Here is a 21,869-nt window from a genome sequence, read left to right on the forward strand (position 1 = left end):
AATTTACTGACAAAAAAAATTATTGCGACGGGGTTGTTTGCAAAGTGGAAATGGCCTGTTGATGGATATAGCGTCCATACAATTCATACGCCCTCATGACGGTAAGCAGGGGATCCTTGGGTGACATCAACTCGAGGTCAGGGTCGTGGATAAGGTCGCTGGAGCGGCTGTTGCCGCCGGTGCCGGGCGTGTGCCTGAAATACTCGGCGTCGTGATGGGTGTCGCCTTCGCGGATGTACCGACAGAACTCGCGGTTGTCCTCGAAGAATCGTTGCATCTTTACCTCTTCCCAACGCCGGAGCCGGAGCAGCTCGAGCGGTTCATTCACCGGCGCGAAGAGTATCGCGTGATATCTGAAAGTGTAATACTCAGTGTGGGAGGCGAAGGCAGGCTTCTGATCCAGGCAGGATTTGAAGCAGGCTTCGATCCTTTCCATATCAGTACCGGATGCATCTTCATGGGAATGGAGGACAGCCAACAGTTGTTGATAATATTCCTGATATTCAGGGGACATAGTTTCGTAAGGAAGGTTTAAACAACAAACAGCAGGGCGTTGTAGACACAAACCCCGGAGGACTCAAAGGTCACATGAGAAAACACTACACTTTATATAACTAAAAACAAACGAAATCTTTCAGCGGCAAAAGGATAATTGTCAATTTGATCACTGTAAATGACTACAGGAGCGTTCGTGTTTTAACCACTCCTGGCGGGTTTTTTTAGCAGAATTTTAGCAAAAGAAGGGAGTGAAAATAAATGCGTGAAAAAAAGCCGCTATTTGTTAACCGTTAACTAAATTGCGGAAACGAAAAAAGGCCCTCTGTAGAAACAGCCGGCCTCTAACGATTGCTTGCCATATGAAAAAAGGTAGAAATATCTATTTTTCGTGGAATGAGCCTCTAGCGAATGCCTGTTAAGCGATTGCTGCCATTTTTCTTATCTTTGCCGCTCCTAATCTCATTCTCTTCACAAATGTACTATTGGCAGGCTTCCCTCTTGAATCAAATTATGGGCAGGTTAATCATGTCAAAATCGGCATTTTTGCGTTAAAACCCTTTACAGGATTGAGTTTTAGGATAATCCCAGCATTATGGCCAACCGTTTCTCAGATACCTTATTCCAACTTATACATTCGCTCGAAAAGTCAGAAAAAAGGCACTTTAAGCTCTATATCAAAAGGAGCTCGGCGAAGGAGGATCTCAAGATCGTCCAGCTGTTCGACGCCCTTGATAAATTAAGCGATTACGACGAAAAGAACCTGCTGAAGAAGCTGCCGGGCATCGAAAAGCCGCAGCTGTCCAATCTCAAGACCCATCTTTACAAACAGATCCTGGCCAGTCTCCGGCTGCTGAAGAGCGCCGACAGCATCGACCTTCAGCTGAACGAAACCTTCGACTACGCCCATATCCTGTATAAGAAAGGCCTGTTCCAGCAGAGTCTTCGATTGCTGGACCGGGCCAAAGAGACCGCCAAGGCGAACCAGAAGTTCAATTTCCTCGTGCAGGTGCTGTCGCTGGAAAAGCGGATCGAGACCCTGCACATCACCCATAGCATGCAGATGCGGGCGGAACAGCTGTCGGCGGAGTCTTCCGAGGTCATCGACCGGATCAATATGGTCGCAAGACTGAGCAACCTGGCCTTATTGGTGTACAGCTGGTATATCCAGAACGGGCATGCCCGTAATGAAAAGGATGAACAGCGCATCCGGCAGTATATGAAGGAGCAACTGCCGCCGAATGCCTGGGAGCAAACCGGGTTCTATGAGCGGCTTTACCTTTACCAGAGCTATAACTGGTATGCCTTTATCCGCCAGGATTTCCTGATGTACTACCGGTATTCCCAGAAATGGCTGGACCTTTTCGAGGAACAGCCGCTGATGGTGCGCGTCGAGACGGGACACTACATCAAGGCCCTCCACAACCTGCTGAATGCCCATTTCGATCTTCGCAACTACCAGAAGTTCGAGCTCGTCCTGCGGAAGTTCGAGGCCTTTTCGCAGACCGACCGGGTCCGGGAGAACGACAACTTCCGTATCCAGTCCTTTGTCTACATCACCACCGCCAAGATCAACCAGGTCTTTATGCTGGGCAATTTTGCCCAGGGGCTTGCATTCGTGCCGGAGATCGAGGAGAAGCTGGCCGAATACGATCTTTTTATCGACCGGCACCGCATCCTCGTGCTGAACTACAAGATCGCCTCGATGTATTTCGGCGCCGGGGATTACGGCACCTGTATAGACTATCTGCAACGGATCATCAACGATCAGCAGGACCTCCGCAACGATCTGCAATGCTATGCGCGGGTGCTGCACCTGATGGCGCATTACGAATTAAAAAACTTCGATCTGATGGAGTCATTGACCAAATCAGTATATAGATTTATGGCCAAGCGCGAGCGCCTGACCCGGGTCGAAGAAGAGATGTTCCGGTTCTTACGGACCTCCTTCCAGACCTCGAGGGCCGGACTACGCGCCGAATTCGAGAAATTCCTCGGGAAGATCAAACATTTCGAGGGCAACCGGTATGAGGCGCGGGCTTTTGCATACCTCGATCTTGTCTCCTGGGTGGAGAGCAAGGTCTATCAGCGACCAATGAGCGAGATCATTGCCGAAAAGTATCGCAGCAGCAAGCGAAAAATGGAAGCTGCCCAGGGAGCGGTCCTGCGGAACGGCTAGAGCCGGAAGAGATCCCTCAGCACCCGGCGGGCGGCATGATACCCGCACATCCCGTGGACTCCCCCACCCGGCGGTGACGCGGAGGAACAGAGGTAAATGTTGTTTACGGATGTCCGGTAGGGGCTTCGCCGGAGGGCAGGGCGGGTGAACAGTTGGCGGATGTCCATGATCCCGCCGTTGATATCTCCACCAACATAATTCGGGTTGTATTCTTCCATCTGCGCCGTGTCCATGGTATGACGGGCGAGGATGCGGTCGCGGAAGCCGGGCGCATAGCGTTCGATCTGCGCTTCGACGGCTGCAGTCATATCCCTGCGGGAACCGCCGGGAACATGACAATAGGCCCAGGCCGTATGTTTCCCCTGCGGCGCGCGGGAAGGATCGAAAAGGGATGGCTGGGTGAGCAGGACAAAGGGGCGGTCGGGATGGCCGCCTTGCGCGGTCAACGCTTCCGAAGCGGCTATTTCTTCAAAGGTATTCCCGAGGTTTACCGTACCGGCCTCGCGACAAGCGGGGTGTTTCCAGGGGATAGGACCATCGAGAGCCCAGTCAACCTTGAATACCCCCATGCCATACCGGTATCGTTCGAGTTGACGCTGATAGAGCGCTGACCAGCGATTACCGCCGAGCTTTAACAACTGGCGGGGGGTGAGATCGAGCAGCAGGGCTTTTGCGGAGGGCAGTTGCGATAACTCGCCGATCCAGGTATTGGTCTGGATCCGGCCGCCAAGGGAGGTGTAATACGCGGCAAGCGCTTCGGCCAGCTTTACAGATCCATAACGGGCTATCGGCCAGCCATCCCCGTGACCTGCCATGAGGAAGATGAGGGTAACGGCGGCGGTGGTCAAATTGGTAAGTGGTTGCATGGCATGAGCGGCCATACCGGCGACCAGTGCTTTTGCCTCTGCCGTTTGGAAACCTTTTGCGAGATGAGCGGCGCTGGGGATGCCCTGCCAACCGAATCGCGCCATCATCCCGGGATGATTGGGGAAATGGAAGGGCCCGAGCAACTCGGGAGCCAGACTGGGCCAGTCTTTTACCAGGGGGGAAAGAAGGCGGAGGTAGGTGGACCGGTCGACGCCGAAGCTTTCGGCTGTTTGCTGGGGAGATTGCGTAAGAAAGGGCGTTGTCCCGGTGTCCAGTGGATGGGCCGCCGCGATGGGCGGGACGATCCACTCCAGTCCATGCCGGTCAAGGGGAAGCGTTTTAAAGAAGGGCGAGGCAATGCCGAGGGGATGGGCAGCGGAGCAGACATCGTGTATGAAACCCGGAAGGGTGAGCTCAGCCGATCGCATCCCGCCGCCGATCGCATTCCGCCCTTCGATGATCAGGGTGGACAATCCGCGCTGTTGCAGTACAATAGCCGCTGCCAGCCCATTTGGACCCGAACCCAGGATCACGGCATCAAAATCGGTCTTGCTCATAGGCATAGACAAATTTCGTAAATTTAGGGTACAATCGAGACGTTATGACACGAGGCGATAGCCGACTGCATAACACCCCTGAAAAACAATCAACTCGTTATGAAAAGCTTTGTCTTGCTGCTGAGCCTGGGTTTTGGGTTTATCGCCCATGCCCAGCCAAAGTCGATCAAAGAGGCGGTCGAATCGCAACATTATGTCTTCAAGGCGCAGACGGCCTTACCGCTGAGCGGGCGGTCCCGGAATCTTACCTCGGACTATGACCTGCGGGTGTCGCCGGGCTCGGTCGTCAGCTATCTCCCCTATTTTGGGCGGGCCTACCAGGCTACCATCGGCGAGACGAAGAGCCCGCTTGACTTTACGTCGAAGGATTTTGAATATACGTCCACGCCGGGAAAGAAGGACGGCTGGACGGTGACGATCAAACCAAAAGACTACAGGGAAGTCCAGTCGATGACGCTGAATATCTCTTCCGAGGGGTATGCCACGTTACAGGTGATCTCCACGAATCGCCAGGCCATCAGCTTTAACGGGGTGGTCTCCGCCCCGCGGCAGAAATAGGGGCGCGGCCGGCGCGGCGGCTTGCCGGCCCGGCGGCTTGCCCGGCGCCTGGGCTCCGCGTGACCCAACCAAACGCAGCCGATCCATCACGTCAGTCGCGGGTGACCGAACGATACTTGGTGGGCGACATACCCATTACTTTGGTAAACCGTTTGGAAAAATAATACGGATCGTCAAAGCCCATGCTCAGCGCAATATCCTTGACCGACTTGTCGGTGATCCCCAGGTGCTGGCTGGCCTTCTGCATTTTCATCTGGATAAAATAGTCGATGGGCGCATAGCCGGTGCGCTGTTTGAACAGGCTGGAGAAGCGGGAAGGGCTGTAGTTGTACCGGTGGCTGAGCTCATTCAGCGTGATATTTTCGTTGATATGTTCCTGCATGAAGAGGATGGCGCTGTCGATGCAGTCGATCTTCTCCGAAGGAGAGGCGACGAAATGTTTCTGATTATAGATGAAAAGAGTGATATAGTGTGACAGACACATATTGGCAAAGAGGAGATTGTCGATGCTATACCCCAGCTCGAGGGTCTTATAGATCTTACTGAAGAGGGAGATCATCTCATTGCTGCTACGGACGGGGTTGGGTTTGAAATGTTTCTGGATTACGGGCAGGGCGTTGAAATTGGGAAGGAGGCTGCCGCCGAAGTGTAGCCAGTAGATGGTCCAGGGATCATTCTCGCTGCTGCCGTAGGCATGTTCGACATTCTGTGGCAGGATGAAACACTGCCCGGGACCAACTTCGTAGCGTTTGTCGCCGATGGTGTAAAAACCATGGCCGTCGACACAGTAAAAGAGAAAATTCTCGGGCAGGCCTTTTTTCCGATACGTATAATGATGAGTCGCTCTTGGATAATAACCCAACCCGCAGATGTACATTTGCCGCAGGAGCGCATTGTTTTGGATGCGTGATTTCAGTACGGACCTGGGGATCTCGATCCGTTGACGGCCGACGCCGTGCCAGATATTCTTGTGAGACCCCACCTTATTTTGCTCTTTTTTAATATCGTTTATTCCCCCCATCCTCGTAAATTAGTGCAATTTGAAATTCTGCGTACTTTTTTGCCTGCTCATTTTCGGTGAACGTGTCTGTTTGATGGCCCAGGAGATGCCTATCGACCGCGATAATATTGTCTGGAGTGGTCCCAGCCGGGATGCGGCGGGGTCGATGCCGTGTGGCGGTGGGGATGTGGGTTTGAATGTCTGGGTCGAAAATGGAGACTTGTTGTTTTATTTTGGGCAGAGCGGAGCTTTTGATGAGAATAATGCGCTTTTGAAGGGTGGGCGGGTGCGCGTTCGGCTCTCGCCGAATCCGCTGGCCGGTGAAGTGCAGCAGGAGCTGGTGTTGCGGGATGGGTCGGTGGTGGTTACCGGGCGCATTGGGCGCGCTGCCGTAACCGTCCGTATCTGGGTGGATGTATTCCGGCCGGTGGTGCATGTGGAGATGAATGGAAGCCGGGCGCTGGCAGCCGAGGCGACCTACGAGAGCTGGCGGTATACGGACCGGGTGATGGAGGGGAAGGCGAATAACGCAAATAGCTATAAATGGGCTTACCGGCATGCCCCGGGCGGCCGGGTGGTGACCTACAAGGATAGTATCCGGTTCAAAGGTAACGGCGTCTTGTTCTATCATCGGAACAAGGATTCGACGGTGTTTGATGTAACGGTGCGGCAACAAGGGTTGGATTCGGTGAAGGGATTGCTGTACAATCCGCTCAGGGGTCGGATGTTTGGTGGAGTCATGACGGGGACCGGGATGAAGCCGGCGGGAAGGACGAGCGGGAAATACTTAGATACTGATTTTGAGGGATGGAAACTGGCGGGTGGGCCGATGCGGAAGCGGGAGGTAATGCTGGTGCTCGGTACATCGGAGGCGGGTGCGTCGGGTGATAGGAAGAAGACGGCCGAATGGTGGACCAATTTTTGGCGGAGGAGCTTTATCTATATCGGGGGAGACGAAAAATCACCCCAATGGCAGGCGGGAAGGAACTACCAACTGTTCCGATATATGCTGGGGTGCAATGCCTATGGCGAATATCCTACAAAATTTAACGGCGGCCTTTTTACAGTCGATCCATCGCTGACGGACTCGTCGATGCGGTTCACGCCGGATTTTCGGAATTGGGGAGGAGGAACGATGACCGCGCAGAATCAGCGGCTGGTGTACTGGCCCTTGTTGCGGAGCGGGGACACGGATCTGATGCGATCGCAATTCGATTTTTATTTGCGGACTCTCCGGACGGCAGAATTGCGGAGCCGGGTGTATTGGGGCCATGGGGGCGCCTGCTTCGCGGAGCAGTTGGAGAATTTTGGATTGCCGAACAATGCAGAATATGGATGGAATATGCCTGCGGATCATGATAAGGGTGTGGAATATAACAAGTGGCTTGAATATGAGTGGGATACTTCGCTGGAGTTTTGCCTGATGATGTTGGAGGCCGGGCGAAGGGATTGCATCCCCTTTGTTGAGAGTTGTCTACGATTTTTTGATGAGCATTACAAGGCTCGGGATGCGAATGGATATATCGTACTTTATCCGGGTTCGGCAGCAGAGACGTATAAGATGGCAAATAATCCATCATCAACGATCGCGGGCTTGAGGACCGTGCTGATGCGTTTGATCGAGCTGAACGGTGGCAAGGATGCGAAATGGGAGGGGATGTTGCGGCGGCTGCCTCCCCTATCCTACCGGAGTTTTGACGGGCATCTGACGATAGCGCCGGCCAAGACCTGGGAGCGGATGAATAATAAAGAATGTCCTCAACTGTATCCCGTGTTCCCCTGGGGTATTTATGGTCTCGGGCGGCCGGGGTTGGATACGGCGATCGATACGTATAAGTATGATACGGATGCGGTGCGATTCCGAAGCTATGTGGGCTGGAAGCAGGACAATATCTTTGCGGCGAGATTGGGGTTGACGAAGGATGCAGCGACGTTGACGATCGGAAAATTGCGGGATGGGCCGCGGCGGTTCCCGGCTTTCTGGGGACCGGGTTTCGACTGGACGCCGGACCATAATTGGGGCGGCAGCGGGATGATCGGGTTACAGGAGATGCTCTTGCAGACCGATGGCAAAAAGATATTCCTGTTCCCCGCCTGGCCGAAGGACTGGGATGTTCATTTTAAATTGTGGGCGCCTTATCATACGACGGTGGAGGCGGTGCTGAAGCGTGGGAAGCTGGAGCAATTGACCGTGGAGCCTGCTTCGCGGCAAGACGATATCATAAATATGTTACCATGGGAAAACTGATCTTTTTATTGCTGGTGAGTTTGAGCGCACGAGCCCAGGGACCCCATGCGGTACTGGATGAGGTTGGGATCGGCGATGTACATTGGACGAAGGGCTTTTGGGCCGAGCGGTTTGCCGTTTGCCGGGATTCGATGTTGCCTCATCTTTGGCATATTTATACGGATAAGAATGTGAGTCATGCTTTTGAGAATTTCCGGATCGCGGCGGGGCTGGATACCGGGTCACATGCGGGGCCGCCCTTTCACGACGGGGATTTCTATAAATTATTGGAGGGAATGGCGGCGATGTACGCGATCGACCATGACCGAAGGCTTGACAGCCTGATGGATATGGCTATTGCTGTCATAGCCCGGAGCCAGCGGCCTGACGGGTATATTCATACGCCGGTGGTCATCGCGGCGCGAGCCACGAAGGTGGTGTCGGATGAAGAACATCTTAGCTTCGAATGTTATAACATGGGACACCTGATGACAGCCGCCTGTATGCATTACAGGGCGACGGGAAAGAAGACGTTGCTGGCCGTGGCGACGAAGGCTGCGGATTGGCTTGTGGCCTTTTACCAGCGCAGCACACCTCAGCAGGCGCGGAATGCCGTCTGTCCGTCCCATTATATGGGCATCGTGGAGCTTTACCGGGTGACGAAGAACCCTGCCTATCTGCAGCTGGCGAAGAAACTCATCGATATCCGCGGGCTGGCGGACAACGGCACGGACGATAACCAGGATCGGGTGCCTTTTCGGAGTCAGACGGTCGCGATGGGGCATGCCGTACGGGCGAACTATCTCTATGCGGGGGTTGCCGATGTCGTTGCCGAGACGGGGGACGACAGCCTTTGGCATTGTCTCAACGCCATTTGGACGGATGTGACCCAACGGAAGATGTATATCACGGGTGGTTGTGGCGCGTTGTACGATGGGGTGAGCCCTGATGGAGTATCGTATAGCCCCGGGGCCATCCAGGAGGTGCATCAGGCGTATGGGCGGGATTATCAGCTGCCGAATACGACGGCGCATAACGAAACCTGCGCCAATATCGGCAATGTGCTTTGGAACTGGCGGATGCTGCTCGTCAGTGGTGACTCGCGATATGCGGACGTGTTGGAGCAGGCTTTATATAATAGCGTTCTGTCGGGTGTCAGCCTCGATGGGGACCGATACTTTTACACCAATCCCTTGCGGGCATCGCGGAGTTTTCCTTATACCCTGCGTTGGTCGGGTGGGCGGGAAGAATATATCGCACTTTCCAACTGCTGCCCACCCAACCTTGCGCGCACTTTAGCGGAAGTGGGCGACTATGCCTACTGTGTCAGTTCAAAGGGTTTATATGTAAACCTGTATGGCGGAAATGTTCTTAAAACGAAAGGGCTGGAACTGGAAGAGGTTACCAATTATCCCTGGGATGGGAAAGTGACGATCACGGTGAGAAAGGCGCCGGAGACCGTGTTTGGGATCCATCTCCGGATACCGGGCTGGTGTAAGGGGGCGGGTATCCTTGTGAATGGAAAGGCCTGGGATATGGCTGTTGAAGAGGGAAAATACGCGGAGTTAAGCCACGTTTGGAAGGCCGGCGATGTCATTGAGTTGGATCTGCCTATGCGGCCTGTGCTCCTCCAGGCCAACCCGCTTGTCGAGGAGACGAGGGGGCAGGTGGCAGTGCGCCGGGGGCCGGTGGTCTACTGCCTGGAGTCCCCCGATCTTGGACCGGGTCAATCGATCTTTACCGTGGCGATGCCTTCAGGAGCACAGTTGAAGCCGACGCCTATGAACATCGGAAACGGTCATTTTATGGCACTGGAAGGAACGGCAAAATTATTGCCCGCAGGGGATGGAAAATTGTACCAGGAAGTGACCGTTTCGCCGGCAAAGGATATCCCCGTAAGGCTGATCCCATATTATGCGTGGGCCAACCGCGGCGTCACGGATATGACAGTCTGGATGAACTTGTTAAGGGAATGAAATTTAATTATCTTGCCTGCGTTGTTGTAGTATAAAAACGAACCCTATTCCTAACTTTAAACAGATCGTACTTTTGTGGACCGCGGTCGTATTGTTTCAGACCGTAACCGGACAGCGGGTATCCGTCACAGGTACCGTCGTGGATTCGACATCCCGGACTCCGGTGATGGGTGTTACGGTCGGGTTGTGGGGCAGCCACAAGGCGGTGATCGCGGACGGCAAGGGAAGGTTCCACATTACGGCAGACAGTGCCGGTCAAAAGCTGATCGTCTCGGCAATTGGATATCAACCTCTCGAAGTAGCCGCCGACGGGACGCATCCGCTGGTCATCGGATTGGAAAAGAATTTCACCGATCTGAAGGCCGTGGTCATAAAAGGCCATCGGGGTAAATATAGAAATAAAAATAATCCGGCGGTGGAGCTGATCCGCAAGGTGATCGCCAACAAACCCCAGAACGGGCCAGGAGCGGATGATTATACCGCCTTCCAACAATACGAGAAGGTGCGGTTGCTGCTCGACAAGGTTCCGAAGATCCTTGTTGACAATATCCTGATCAAAAAGTACCGGTTCCTTTTCGACAATAAAGACACGACGACGGTCCCGGGCAAGACGCTGGTCCCGGTGTATATCCAGGAACTGTATTCCAACAACTATTACCGGAAGCATCCAAACGACAATAAGAAAGTGGTCATCGGCCAGAAGAGCGTGGATTTTGGCGAGTATATCGATATGCGGGGGATCAGCATGGCGGTGAACCGGTTGTATGAAGATATCAATCTATATGACAATTCGGTGAACGCATTTACGATGCAATTCCTCAGTCCCATCTCCGATCTTGGTCCCACTTTTTATATGTATTTTATCCGTGATACGGTTGTGGACCATGGAGAAAACCTGGTGCGGTTGTTCTTTGTGCCGAGGAATCCGGAGGACCTGCTTTTCCGCGGGCTGCTCTCTATCACGATGGATGGCAACTATGCGATCCGGCGGGCAGAGCTGAGCGTGAGCCGGCATATCAACCTTAATTACGTCCGGGATTTCAGCGTGACGGAGGAGTTTGAGAAAGGCCCCAATAATCGTTATCATCTTGCCAGTTCCGATATGATCGCGACGTTCAGTCCGTTCCCCCGCAGCCCGGGAGTAGTGGGGGAACGCATCGTCAATATCCGGGAGATGACCCATGACCCGGTGCCCGACAGTGTTTTCAGGGGATTGCCGGTGGACACCCTGAGCGCGGCCAATCTTCAGACGGACAGCTTCTGGACCGGCGGGCGGCCGGTGGCCCTGAGCGAGACCGAGGCGAAAACCTATTCCAACACCGATAGCCTTGTGAAGATGAAGAGCTACAGAAGGTTGATGGATTATGTGACCGCCTTTACAGCCGGCTACAAGTCAGCGGGCAAGTTCGATGTGGGAGCGATCGGCAGCTTTTATACCTTCAACACGATCGAGGGCCAGCGGCTAAAGCTCGGGGGACGGACGAATACCCGGCTCAGCACCCGTTGGTTCGGGGAGGGCTATGCGGCCTACGGCACAAAGGATGATCGCTGGAAGTATTCCGGCGCGCTATCCTATGCCTTGAACAACAAGTCGATCTACACCTATCCGCAACACTATGTACAGGGCAGCTATCTATATGACGTACGGACGCTGGGGCAGGAGAATACCTTTGCCGTAGCCAATAACTTCTTTACCTCCTTCAGCCATGGGGACAATTCAAAATGGGTTTACAGCCGGGTGGCGCGCCTCTCCTATATCCATGAGTTCAATAGTCATTTTTCCTTTACCGTGGGCGGAAAGAACTGGCAGCAGGAGCCAACGGGATCGCTGTATTACATCTACAAGAACTTTGCCGACCAGCCCGATACCGTCCGCCGGCTGACGACCACGGAGCTTTCGGTGTCGTTCCGCTGGGCGCCCCATGAGCAGTTCTTCCAGAACAAAGCGGGGAGAGTCAATATCATCAATCACTATCCAATTGTCACAGTCCAGTATAGCCGGGGAGTAAAGGGACTTTTTGCCGGGGCCTACGATTACAATGCGTTCCATCTGAATGTATATAAACGCTGCTATATCGCGCCGCTTGGATATTCGGATGTCAATTTCGATGCCGGCTATCTCAGCGGGGCGCTGCCCTTCCCGTTGCTGACGGTGCATCCGGGTAACCCCTCGTATTTCTACAGCCAACGGGCCTACAATCTGATGAACGTGGGGGAATTTGTGAGCGACCACTATGCGGGGATCGATATCGATCATTTCTTCAATGGCTTTTTCTTCAACAAGATCCCGGGATTGAAGCGGCTGCGGTTGCGGGAGGTCATCGCCGGCAAGATCCTGTATGGCGGGCTGCGGGATGAGAACAATCCCGCATTGAATCCGAACCAGATGAGGTTCCCACTGACCAAGGGGGAAATGTCCACCTATTCGTTGGGCGGAAAGCCCTATATCGAAGGGAGTGTCGGCATCTATAATATCTTTACCATTTTCCGCGTAGATCTTGTAAAAAGATTTACCTATCTGGACCATCCTGGGGTTAGCGATCTCGGATTGCGAATCAGCTCAAATTTCCAATTTTAATTCAGAGGTCAGCGCCTTTCGGCCTTTTGGCGTCACCATTACCGCGCGGGTGTTTGGCATTCTGCGCAACCATTGCTCGTCCAGCATCATTTGCAGGAGGGCGGCTCCGAGGGAGCCTGCCAGATGGGGGCGACGTTCGGTCCAGTCGAGGCAGGTGCGGGCAAAATGGCGGCGTTGTTGCTGCAGCTTATCAGGGTCAATGCCGTGATCGAGAAACCATCGAACGCCCTTTGGCGTTGGATCATATTGCTTTTTTGTCTGAGTGAGGATTTTCTGTTTGACGAGACTTTCGGTCAACTGTACACCTACCCTGCCGGCAAGATGGTCGTAGCAGGTTCGGCAGACGCGGATGGGCGGATCTTCTTTTTCCGCGGCTTCGCGGGTGCGTTGGGGGACCAGGGCGGCGAGGGCTTCGACAGCGTAGGCGACCTCGGGGCGGGAGAAGGTGTAGTAGCGATGACGTCCCTGCGCCTCGACTGTCAGGAGATCGGCCCGGATGAGTTTCGCCAGGTGCATGCTGCAGTTGGGAGCGGAGGTGTCCACGGCTGAGGCAAGTTCGGAAGCCGTGTAGGCGCGGCCGTCGAGCAGCGTCCAGAGAATGTTGGCGCGGACGGGATCGCCGATCAGCTGCGCGATATCCTTAAGCATAGACTGAAGTATTGCTGATGGAAGGTACCTAATTTTAGGACATGGATGCAGACATCTATCAAATCTATCGCGAGCGGCGCGAAAAGACGCCGGTTTGTTGGGACGAGCAACGACGTCTTTGGGCCGTCTATTCCTATCGTTTCTGTCAACAGGTGTTGTCACACCCTGCCACGCTGATCCCACCGGTCGCCGATGGTAACCTGGGGGGACCTGCGTTGGCCGTCAAGCACCGGCTTGTGCGGATCAGCAATCCGCCGGCGCATGATCTTGCGCGGGAGATGGCGTTACGGATGTTCCGCGGGCGGCGTCCGGCGCATGCGGGCCCGCTTCTGTCGCGGTTGCTGCCGGCTCCGGCTTCCGGCGGCACGGTGGAATGGGTGAGCCAGGTGGGGAGGGTGTTGCCGGCAATGCATATTTTGGCGGGGTTTGGATTTTCCGATGGGGATATAGGACTTATTTTGGGGCAGCTGCCAGTTATCTTAAAAATTATGGCTCCTGTGACGAATGCGCAGGCGTTGGAAGAGGCATTTGCCATGGTTTATCCTATCGTGGATCGGCAGGTAGCGACGGTGTTCCCGGGGCTGACGAAGGAGACGCAAGAGTATGCGGTGAGTAACCTTATCGGGCTGATCATCCAGAGCCATGATGCGACGAAGGGGCTGTTGAGCCTTGCATTGCTGCATTTGTTACGCCGGGAGGACCCTGGTATGCTGGCTTCACGGGATATGGATTTCTTTCTCTCATATGTGACGGAGGTGTTACGATATGATTCGCCGGTGCATAATACGCGCCGGGTATTGACCGAGGATGTGCATATTGACGGGGCGACGCTGCCAGCCGGCGCTACGGTGCTGGTGGTTGTGGCGGCAGGGAACCGAGACCCGACGATATTCGAGCGGCCCGAGGAATTTGACCGGCATCGGCCCAACAATCTCTCGATGCTGACCTTTGGCCATGGGACACATGGGTGTATTGCGGGGATGTATTGCACGCTGTTGGCGGCGGAGACGATGAGCTACTTGTTTCACACCTACCGGAAGGTAGAGGTCGTGGAATCTCAACCGGCGTATGAACCGCTTGCCAATGTCCTTATGGTGAAGGAGATGCATGTACGCTTAGCGTAAGTGGGCCGAGCAGACCGGCGGGCAAACCTGTGTGGTGGAGGCGGTTGGCCCAGGTGTTGGCGACGGTAACCTTTAGGGTGTTGACCCCGGGATGGAGGGCTTTTGTTATTTCCAGTTTGTTGCTGGTCCAGACGGTGCCGACGTCGATGTTGTTGATGGTGACTTTTGCGATGTCGGCTACGTGGCCGAGATCGAGAAAAGCGGGGTTTTGAGTTGGTGTTGCTTCAAAGGTGGTGGTGTAAACGGCAAGGCCGGAATAATACCGAATGGTAGTGTCGGATCGTTGGCTCCAGTCGAAGAGGGTATCGGTGGTGACAGTTTTTATGGTATCGAACCGGATGGTCCATGGACCGGTCTTCAATGCGGTTTTGACGATGGTAGCGTTGAGTTGTTTAGGGGTTGCGGCTTTGCGGCGGAACACGAGAAAGATGGACTGATGGCCTTCGAGGGTGAGGCGGACAAGGGTGTTGTTGGGGGTGGAGTTGTATTGAAGGGCCGTATCGACGCTTCCTGTAAGCGGATCCCATAGCTCTGGTGCGCGGCCGGTGATACGGCAGGTGACCAGGCCACCGAATTGGTGGTCGGATGGGTTGCTGATGAAATAGATATCGAAGCCGGGCCCTGTTCGGTGCGTGTAGGCGAGATTTTTGAGGGCGGTGAGATCGGGTCGGATATTTAGATGGGTCACTGGAGCGTAGAGGATTGTGGCGCCATGGCTTTTTAGTTGGGCGAGCCGTTTTGCAGCGGCGGGACTGGTGGGCCCGGGGACGACGAGACAGGCGTAGCTAGCGCCTCCCGGTAGTTCGATGCGACCGTTGTGGACGGTAGCCAGGCGGAAGAGTGCATCGGGGTTGAAAGAGTCGAAGGCATAGCCATGCAAGGGATCGGTCCAATCCGCGGGATCGGCCATGTTTGCTGAATGGACGACGCCGTTGGGTTGTTTTGTCGTGGGTTCACCTTTGTTTTCAAGACGTTTGGTTTCGGCGGTGATGCGGTCGGCGCCGATGAGGCCGGGGAGGATGGTCGTGAGCCGTTCGGGCAGCCATGCCCGGCGGGGAATCTCTTCCCCCGTGAAGACGGCGATGTCGGCGACGGGCCGGCCCTGCTGGAGGAGCCATTGACAGCGGGTGGTGTAGTCAATCCAACCTTTGGCCAGTGGCCACCAGGTCTGGTCTCGTTGGAGATAGGTCCCTACCCCACCGAGCGTCATGCCCGGTTTACGGTCCATCCAGGGATTGTGGACGAAGACATGTAATACGAGCCGGTTGATGCCGAGCGCGTAATTGCGGTCCTGCAGGGTCTTGAGCATCGCGGGGGTTTCATCCCAGGCTTCACGTAATTCCGTGAAAGCTTCCGCCTGGATAATATTCTTTCCATAGAGATGGCCGCCGGAGATGGCGTCGAGGATGTCGTTTGGCTTGTCGTGGGTTGGGCTGCGCAGCCAGAATTCGCCCATGGGGATATCCACCGCGCTGTAGTGGAGAAGATCGTCGCCGGTCATGGTGGGCGCGACGCACTCGGCGCTGAAGGTGCAGCCGTGGGCATGGGCGAGGTTTGCCAGCGTGACATAGAATTGGTCATGGATGAGTTCGGCGATGGTCTGGCGGATATCGTGGAGGAATTTTTCGCTTTCTTCCGCGCTGCCGATGGGAACGCCGGTCATGGCGGGAAGATAGTTGAGGAGATCGTAGCCCCGGCGCTTTTTGAATTCGGCGCGGAAGACGGGGGACCAGTTCTGGCTTCCGCATTCCCAGCTATCGACGTGGAAGATCTTCAGGACGCGGGAGGCCAGTTCCGGACCGGCTTGTCTTATCGCTTCGCCGAACCAGCGGTCGAACTGGAGCTTTATGGCTTCGGGGTTGAACTTATCGCATTCGAGTCCTTTTGCTCCCCCGCCGGTTGCGTTGGTATGACCGGTGGAAGTTTGGCCGATGCGCAGGATGGTCCAATGACCGGGGGGCGCCTGCCAATCGAGATGGCCTTGTTTGTCGAGATAGGCGGTAATGTTGATGAGCTTGCTTTGTGGGATGCATAGGGAGGCGGGGAGTTCTTTGTCGTTCGCGGGCAGGCCGATGCGCCATACCTCGCCGCTCTTGCCTTCGAATTGGTTGATGGCCGGGGCGGCAGAGAGTTCGATGGCGGTGAGCTTCAGGACCGGCTTCCATTTGGCGGCGTCAAGGTCTTCGGCGCCGGGTTCGGAGCCGGTCTTGTCATAGATGAACCGGAAATAGCGGGCGGTAGTGGTGGGTATCGAATGGGTGATGGGAGCGTCGCCGTCCTGCCAGCCATGACGGGGCGGTATGAGGCGGCCGATATCATGGAAGTGTTCACCATCGTCGCTGGTTTGAATGAGAAGGCGATTGGATTGATAGTTGTTGGTGCTATGGATAATGATGCTGCGGCAGGTAAAAGGCTTGTCGAAGGTAAAATCGAGATGGCAGGAGTCCTCGCATTTGAGCGGGCCTTTCCTTGCGGTGTCGTCCCATGCGGCGGGCGTGGGAAATGCGAAGACGGCGATGTCTTTGTAATAATTTTCGAGGGCAGGGGGTTGTGGGAGCGCCTTCGTGATGTGCTTTCCCCCGTAGAGGGTAATGCGGGAGGACACGATCTTCTGCATCGAGAGGGCGGGTGTGATCCAGGGACCGCCTGCAACCGCGAAGCCGTCGCAGGCATGCATGGCTAGCTGGAGGCCGAGACTATCGGCCTGCTGCATGGCATAGCGAACCATTTCCCACCAGCGGGGGCTTAGCTGTTCGGTGATGGGAGTATATTGGGGCGGATTGGTGGCGCCGTTGATGGGCATGAGGTAGGCGCCACCGATACCGGCCGACTTCATGGCAAGGAGATCGGCGTGGAGGCCTTCCTTTGAGACGGCGGCATTCATCCAATACCAGAAGACCCATGGTTTGGCGGCGACGGGCGGGTTGAGGAATTGCTTCGGGTCGGGCGCCTGCTGCGCCGTCGCGTTGGTGCACAGTAGGAGCAGAATAATGCTAATTGGGGACCTCATCTTTTATTAAATAGTCTTTGTTGGATTCGAGGATTATGGTTTTCTTCTTTAGGCGGAGGGAGCCGCGGCCTTCTGCCGTGTGGATCCTTACCTGGTTGTGAGTGCAGGATATTCTTATATTCCCGTGTGGTGTAGGGACCTCGCCTTCCATCCATTGCAAACCGCCCAGGTGGGGTTCCACTTCGTAGGTGGCGTAGCCAGCGGTCAGCGGGCGGACGCCGAGGAAGTACTTGCCAAGCAGATAGATTGGGCTGGCGCCCCAGGCGTGGCAGAGACTTCTGCCGAAGGGACGACCATACATGGCGAAGTGTTGGGCGCCTTTATCCTGCGGATCATATTTCTCCCAGAACGAAGTGGCGCCGTTGGCGAGCATACCTCCCCAGTAGCCTTTTATTTTCTTTAGAACCTGGGGTTGTTCGCCCATCGTGCACAGGGCTTCCAGTTGGTAAAACTGCATATAGGGCGTGGTGATTTCCTGGATGCTGTCGTTGAGGAGGACATTATGCTTTACGGCTTGCGTTTGAGCGGAATCGAGGTAGCCAAAGAAGATGGCGAACATGTTGGTGTAGCGGGTGATGTTGTCGCCTGGCTTACCGTCGATGCGGCTGTGGACGAAGGCCTGGCGGTGGGGGTCCCAGAAGTCGGCGAAGAATTTTTCGCGGAGCGCTGCAGACTGGTTCCGATACGCTTCGGCTGCCGTCGAATCGTTCACCAGATCGGCACAAAGGGCCAATGTCTCGAAACTACGTATGTAGAGCAGCTGTTCGAAACTGAGTTCGCCCTTTTTGGATAGGCCGTCGGCCCAGTCTATGAAGAGCCAGTCACCGGGCTGGCCTTGCAGCCATTCGTCCGGGTCGCGGCGGGAAGCGATCCAGTCCATCAGACTGACCATCCGTGGATAGATGAGGCGGATGAAACCGGTGTCTCCCGTATAGCGGTAATAGTCATAGACTCCCAGGAACCAATAGAAACTATAATCCATGATGGTGTTGATATGACTGGTGACCGGGTCTTTGCCGCGGAGGGCCCAGAGGGTGCGGGTGACGGTGGCGGAGTCGAAGAAGAGGTAATAATTCATCAGGTACGACTGATAGGCGTCGCCGGACCATACCCACCGATCGCGTTTGATCCCGTCGATGAAAAATTCGCGGGTGTTGAGATGGAAGGTGTAGGCGGCGACATCCCAGATATGATTGATCGCGGGGTCGGAACAGCGGAAGCCGCCTTTGTTGGCAAGGGGTGCGTATTCGAAAAGCAGGGACACCGAGTCTATGCGGACATCACCCGTCCATTGGATATTGACATACCTTACGGCGCGGCTGCCGTCGAGGGTCGAATCTTTTGAGTTGGGTTGGTCGATGTCGAGGCGATCGAGGACCTCGCAGCTGTCGGTGGAGAGGGCTTCTTCTTTTGATTCGCCGTAATAGAGGTTTAGTTTTCCTCTTCCTTTCAGGCCATGGAGTTTTATATAACCGAAGGATTCTTTGCCGAAGTCGATCAGCAGGCCATTGGGGGTCTTTTCGGTATGGATCGCCCGATGCGGTTCGGTGGGCAGGCGCCAGTGCGCGGGGTCCTTGCCGGGGAGCGGTTCGGCGGAGAACCAGGTGGTGCCGGATTTATCGGAGGCTTTGCCGGTAGCGTCGATCCATTCCTTGTCTTCAAAGGTAACCTCCCAGGTGTTGTCCGTTTGCAGGTAGCGGCCTTTTATCCAGAGGGCGGGTGGAGTGCTTTGGTTATAGACTTTCAATTCGAGCGTATGATGGCCCTGCCTTAGGTGCAGCCGCTTCGGCGTACCGGAGATCATCTTACCGTCGAGCTTGACGTTGTAGCGGCCCTGGGCCTTGATGGCTACGTCGTCGTCTGCGGGAATGGTGAAGGTTTTGTGAAAGTCGATGAGGACGTAGTGATCGTCGAGTTTCCAAAAAGGGGGGAAGAAGGTGCCGCGTTCGGTGCGGCGAAGCTGAACCTGGTTGGAGAGCCAGATCTCATAGTCTCCGGGATAACCGATATAGGGTTGGGCTTTTGCCGGGTAGCCGTTGAAAAGGATATATAAGATGATCATGACGATCGTGAGGGCCGCCCAGAGTCCTTTTACGCGGCGGGTAGGTTTGGCAGTCGCGATGGCGGGAAGGACGGGTGCGGGGCCAGTCTTTGAGACGAGGACGGCGGCGAGGGTGATGACCACGAAGATAAAGAAGGACAGGAGCAGAAAATGGGGCCAGGCGGGGTATTTGGAAGCAGGGAAGACCCAGAGGAAGAGGATACCGATGGCGACGCTAAACCCCGTGCCGAGGGTGAGGACCCCATTGATCGCGCGGGCGGTGGCGCCCTTCCAGAGGACGCCCAGAAGGAAGGCGACGGACATCGGTGGGGCGAGGAAGCCGAGGACCGATTGAAAGACGTCGAAGAGATGGAGGCCTTTGATGTTGTCGATGGCCAGGGTGATGAGGACCGAGACGATGGCCCCCGCGACGGTAATGACCCGGCCGATGCGGATGATCTCCTTATTGGTGGCGTCCGGTTGATATTTCTTGATATAGATATCCATGGTAAAGACGGTGCTGACGGAATTTAGCGAAGAGCCGATATTCCCTACGAGGGCGGCGACGAGCACGACGATGATCAGCCCGCGCATCCCAGGTGGGAAGAGTTGGGTCACCAATGTAAGATACGCTTCATCGGGGTTTTTCAGATGAGGATAGAGGATAAAACACAATACGCCGGGAACGATGAAGAGCGGGACGTCGAGGATCTTGAGCCAGCCGATGAAGTTCGCGCCGAGCTGGCCCTGTTCGAGATTTCGGGCGCCGAGGACAGACTGAACCATCGACTGTTCGGTGCACCAGAACCAAACTCCCATGACGGGATAGCCGAGGAGGATGGCGGGCCAGGGATAATTCTTATCGTTGGCGGGCAGGAAGAGGTTCCAGTAGGTGCGGGGTGTTTTATCGAAAAGGGCGTGGACGCCACCGGCCTTTGTGATACCGATGTATACGAGGGCGGCCGACACTGCGATCAGCAGCAGCATCTGGAAGACATTGGTATAGGCGATGGCTTTAAGGCCGCCGGCGGCCGTGAAGAAGGTGGCGAGAATGACCATACTGATCACGGAGAGCCACATGGGCAGGCCCAACAGTTGCCGGACCAGGACCCCGCCGGCGAAGAGCCCGAGCGAGAGCCAGGAGATAAGGATCGTGATCAGGGTATACCAGGCAAGGATGGTACGGGTTGATTCGCCGAAGCGAAGTCCCATATATTCCGGCAGGGTCGACACCTTCGCTCCGAGGTAACGGGGAGCGAAGACGACGGCCAGCAATAAAATGAACACAAAGGCATACCACGCGAAGTTACCGGCCACAATTCCCGTGCTGTAGCCGATGCTGGCCGATGCGATCAGCATCGAGGGACCGACGTTCGTTCCCCACATATTCAGCCCGATACTCCCCCACCCCAGGGACCGTTCGGCGAGGAAGAGGTTCTCGTTTGCTTTCTTTTTCCGTACGAAGCTGGCCCAGTAGCCGATGGCCAGCAGGACGATGAAATAAACGACGATGATGATCAGATCCACCGGCTGGAGCAGGTGTCTCATAGGCCATAGGTGTTTAGGATGGAGGCGACTTTGACCGGTTGACCCGTCGCCAGGGACTCTTCCATGGCTTTTAGTAGGGCGATGGTGCCGATGCCTTCTTTTACGTCCGGGTAGGCGGGCCGGTTTGCCTCGATACAGTCATGGAAGTATTCGAGATAATTCTGGTATTCGCCGGCATGATGGCTTTTGCCTTCGAAACGGAAATAGTGCTTTAGCTTGTGTTCCCAGGTGATGATCTTCTCTTCCCCGGTGTTGGTAGTGACGGCGTACCGGAGGTCCATATAGTCGGCCTGGCTGCAGCCTTGCGTCCCCCGCAGGATACAGCTCATCTCGCTGTCGCGGGTGACAGGCTGGACCGGTCCGGTATAGGCCCCGCTGACGCGGGCCACGCGGCCGTCTTTTGCCTTGAAGATGAAATGCATCGTATCCTCGTGGTGAAGACCGCCTTTCTTCCCGTTGGCGCTGAGCATGCCGTACCCCATCACTTCGCTGATGTCCGGCAGATACCAACGGACGAGGTCGACCGGGTGGCTGAGGCCGCCATAGAGCCATTTGAATCGGGACTCCAGGGACCAGCCTTTTTCGAGAAACCAGCGGTGGTCGGCGTGGTAATAGGCTTCGACGGTGATCAGCTCGCCGATGAGACCCGCTTCGAAGTCTTCTCGCTGACGGCGCATGGGTTCGAAAAATCGGGAAGACTGACCGACGAAGACCTTTTTGCCGGTGGAGGCGACGAGATCGAGGATCGTCTTTGCATCGGCGAGGTTATCGATGAAGGGCTTTGTACAGACGACATGCTTGCCGTGGGAGAGAGCCATTTTTACATGGGTGGCATGGAGCTTGTCGGGGGTGTAGATGCCGATGACGTCGATTTCGGGATCGGTCAAAAGGGCGTTGTAATCGAGGGTATAGTGCGGAAAATTGAACTCTTCGGCGCGGTGGCGGCAGAGACCTTCATCGAGATCGCAAATTTTTTTGAGTTGCCATTTGGGGCTGTTGAGGGCGGCGGACATGGTGCTGCGGCCTTCGCCGAGGCCGAGGATTCCTATATTTAGCATTTG

At 55.4% G+C, this 21,869-nt stretch carries 13 protein-coding genes; 6 read left to right on the forward strand and 7 right to left on the reverse strand.

Going from position 1 to position 21,869, the window contains the following annotated elements:
- Window positions 1-19: 19 nt before the first annotated feature.
- Window positions 20-514 (reverse strand): RteC domain-containing protein, encoded by a 495-nt coding sequence (locus VHE34_RS23850; RefSeq protein ID WP_325592608.1) that lies wholly within the window; start codon window positions 512-514, stop codon window positions 20-22.
- Window positions 515-1,090: 576 nt separating this feature from the next.
- Here VHE34_RS23850 and VHE34_RS23855 point away from each other — a divergent pair.
- Window positions 1,091-2,674, forward strand: a complete 1,584-nt coding sequence (locus VHE34_RS23855; RefSeq protein ID WP_325592610.1) for a hypothetical protein — start codon at window positions 1,091-1,093, stop codon at window positions 2,672-2,674.
- On the opposite strand, the gene VHE34_RS23860 is transcribed toward VHE34_RS23855, so the two are convergent.
- Window positions 2,671-4,098 (reverse strand): NAD(P)/FAD-dependent oxidoreductase, encoded by a 1,428-nt coding sequence (locus VHE34_RS23860; protein WP_325592611.1) that lies wholly within the window; start codon window positions 4,096-4,098, stop codon window positions 2,671-2,673. The two genes, VHE34_RS23855 and VHE34_RS23860, sit on opposite strands and share 4 nt — an antisense overlap.
- 99 nt (window positions 4,099-4,197) lie before the next feature.
- On the opposite strand from VHE34_RS23860, the gene VHE34_RS23865 reads away from it, so the two are divergent.
- Window positions 4,198-4,656, forward strand: coding sequence for a DUF4251 domain-containing protein (locus VHE34_RS23865; protein WP_325592613.1), 459 nt, complete (start codon window positions 4,198-4,200; stop codon window positions 4,654-4,656).
- 91 nt (window positions 4,657-4,747) lie between these two features.
- Here the strand turns inward: VHE34_RS23865 and VHE34_RS23870 are convergent, their stop codons facing one another.
- Window positions 4,748-5,677 (reverse strand): AraC family transcriptional regulator, encoded by a 930-nt coding sequence (locus VHE34_RS23870; RefSeq protein WP_325592615.1) that lies wholly within the window; start codon window positions 5,675-5,677, stop codon window positions 4,748-4,750.
- 19 nt (window positions 5,678-5,696) lie between these two features.
- Between VHE34_RS23870 and VHE34_RS23875 the strand changes: the two genes are divergently transcribed.
- The 3 genes from VHE34_RS23875 to VHE34_RS23885 all read left to right on the forward strand — a co-directional run bounded on the left by VHE34_RS23875 (window position 5,697) and on the right by VHE34_RS23885 (window position 12,437).
- On the forward strand, window positions 5,697-7,904 hold the full coding sequence (locus tag VHE34_RS23875; RefSeq protein WP_325592617.1) for a DUF5703 domain-containing protein: 2,208 nt from the start codon (window positions 5,697-5,699) through the stop codon (window positions 7,902-7,904).
- Window positions 7,892-9,859, forward strand: a complete 1,968-nt coding sequence (locus tag VHE34_RS23880) for an aceric acid hydrolase (RefSeq protein WP_325592619.1) — start codon at window positions 7,892-7,894, stop codon at window positions 9,857-9,859. The genes VHE34_RS23875 and VHE34_RS23880 overlap by 13 nt, the downstream gene beginning before the upstream one ends.
- A gap of 73 nt (window positions 9,860-9,932) precedes the next feature.
- Complete coding sequence (locus VHE34_RS23885) at window positions 9,933-12,437, forward strand: DUF5686 family protein (RefSeq protein ID WP_325592621.1); 2,505 nt, start codon at window positions 9,933-9,935, stop codon at window positions 12,435-12,437.
- Here VHE34_RS23885 and VHE34_RS23890 read toward each other — a convergent pair.
- A complete protein-coding gene (locus VHE34_RS23890) occupies window positions 12,420-13,085 on the reverse strand; it encodes a winged helix-turn-helix domain-containing protein (RefSeq protein ID WP_325592622.1) in 666 nt (221 codons plus the stop codon). The two genes, VHE34_RS23885 and VHE34_RS23890, sit on opposite strands and share 18 nt — an antisense overlap.
- Before the next feature lie 41 nt (window positions 13,086-13,126).
- On the opposite strand from VHE34_RS23890, the gene VHE34_RS23895 reads away from it, so the two are divergent.
- A complete protein-coding gene (locus tag VHE34_RS23895) occupies window positions 13,127-14,209 on the forward strand; it encodes a cytochrome P450 (protein ID WP_325592624.1) in 1,083 nt (360 codons plus the stop codon).
- Here VHE34_RS23895 and VHE34_RS23900 read toward each other — a convergent pair.
- Genes VHE34_RS23900 through VHE34_RS23910 form a run of 3 tightly spaced genes read right to left on the reverse strand, consistent with a single transcriptional unit; the run spans window position 14,175 to window position 21,866 of the window.
- Window positions 14,175-17,219, reverse strand: coding sequence for a glycosyl hydrolase (locus VHE34_RS23900; RefSeq protein ID WP_325592626.1), 3,045 nt, complete (start codon window positions 17,217-17,219; stop codon window positions 14,175-14,177). The genes VHE34_RS23895 and VHE34_RS23900 overlap by 35 nt on opposite strands.
- Window positions 17,203-20,808, reverse strand: coding sequence for a sodium:solute symporter family transporter (locus VHE34_RS23905; protein ID WP_325592629.1), 3,606 nt, complete (start codon window positions 20,806-20,808; stop codon window positions 17,203-17,205). Before VHE34_RS23905 ends, VHE34_RS23900 begins: the two co-directional genes overlap by 17 nt.
- Window positions 20,805-21,866: a Gfo/Idh/MocA family oxidoreductase gene (locus VHE34_RS23910; protein WP_325592631.1), complete on the reverse strand. Its 1,062-nt coding sequence runs from the start codon at window positions 21,864-21,866 to the stop codon at window positions 20,805-20,807. Before VHE34_RS23910 ends, VHE34_RS23905 begins: the two co-directional genes overlap by 4 nt.
- Window positions 21,867-21,869 lie beyond the last annotated feature (3 nt).

This window comes from Puia sp., from assembly GCF_035546395.1.
Taxonomy (GTDB): Bacteria; Bacteroidota; Bacteroidia; order Chitinophagales; family Chitinophagaceae; genus Puia.

What these genes read in the sequence shown, in the direction of transcription:
- VHE34_RS23855 (WP_325592610.1), top strand. Translation starts at nt 1,091, where the DNA reads ATGGCCAACCGTTTCTCAGATACCTTATTCCAACTTATACATTCGCTC.
- VHE34_RS23905 (WP_325592629.1), bottom strand. Translation starts at nt 20,808, where the DNA reads ATGAGACACCTGCTCCAGCCGGTGGATCTGATCATCATCGTCGTTTAT.
- VHE34_RS23860 (WP_325592611.1), bottom strand. Translation starts at nt 4,098, where the DNA reads ATGAGCAAGACCGATTTTGATGCCGTGATCCTGGGTTCGGGTCCAAAT.
- VHE34_RS23870 (WP_325592615.1), bottom strand. Translation starts at nt 5,677, where the DNA reads ATGGGGGGAATAAACGATATTAAAAAAGAGCAAAATAAGGTGGGGTCT.
- VHE34_RS23850 (WP_325592608.1), bottom strand. Translation starts at nt 514, where the DNA reads ATGTCCCCTGAATATCAGGAATATTATCAACAACTGTTGGCTGTCCTC.
- VHE34_RS23890 (WP_325592622.1), bottom strand. Translation starts at nt 13,085, where the DNA reads ATGCTTAAGGATATCGCGCAGCTGATCGGCGATCCCGTCCGCGCCAAC.
- VHE34_RS23880 (WP_325592619.1), top strand. Translation starts at nt 7,892, where the DNA reads ATGGGAAAACTGATCTTTTTATTGCTGGTGAGTTTGAGCGCACGAGCC.
- VHE34_RS23865 (WP_325592613.1), top strand. Translation starts at nt 4,198, where the DNA reads ATGAAAAGCTTTGTCTTGCTGCTGAGCCTGGGTTTTGGGTTTATCGCC.
- VHE34_RS23895 (WP_325592624.1), top strand. Translation starts at nt 13,127, where the DNA reads ATGGATGCAGACATCTATCAAATCTATCGCGAGCGGCGCGAAAAGACG.
- VHE34_RS23900 (WP_325592626.1), bottom strand. Translation starts at nt 17,219, where the DNA reads ATGAGGTCCCCAATTAGCATTATTCTGCTCCTACTGTGCACCAACGCG.
- VHE34_RS23910 (WP_325592631.1), bottom strand. Translation starts at nt 21,866, where the DNA reads ATGCTAAATATAGGAATCCTCGGCCTCGGCGAAGGCCGCAGCACCATG.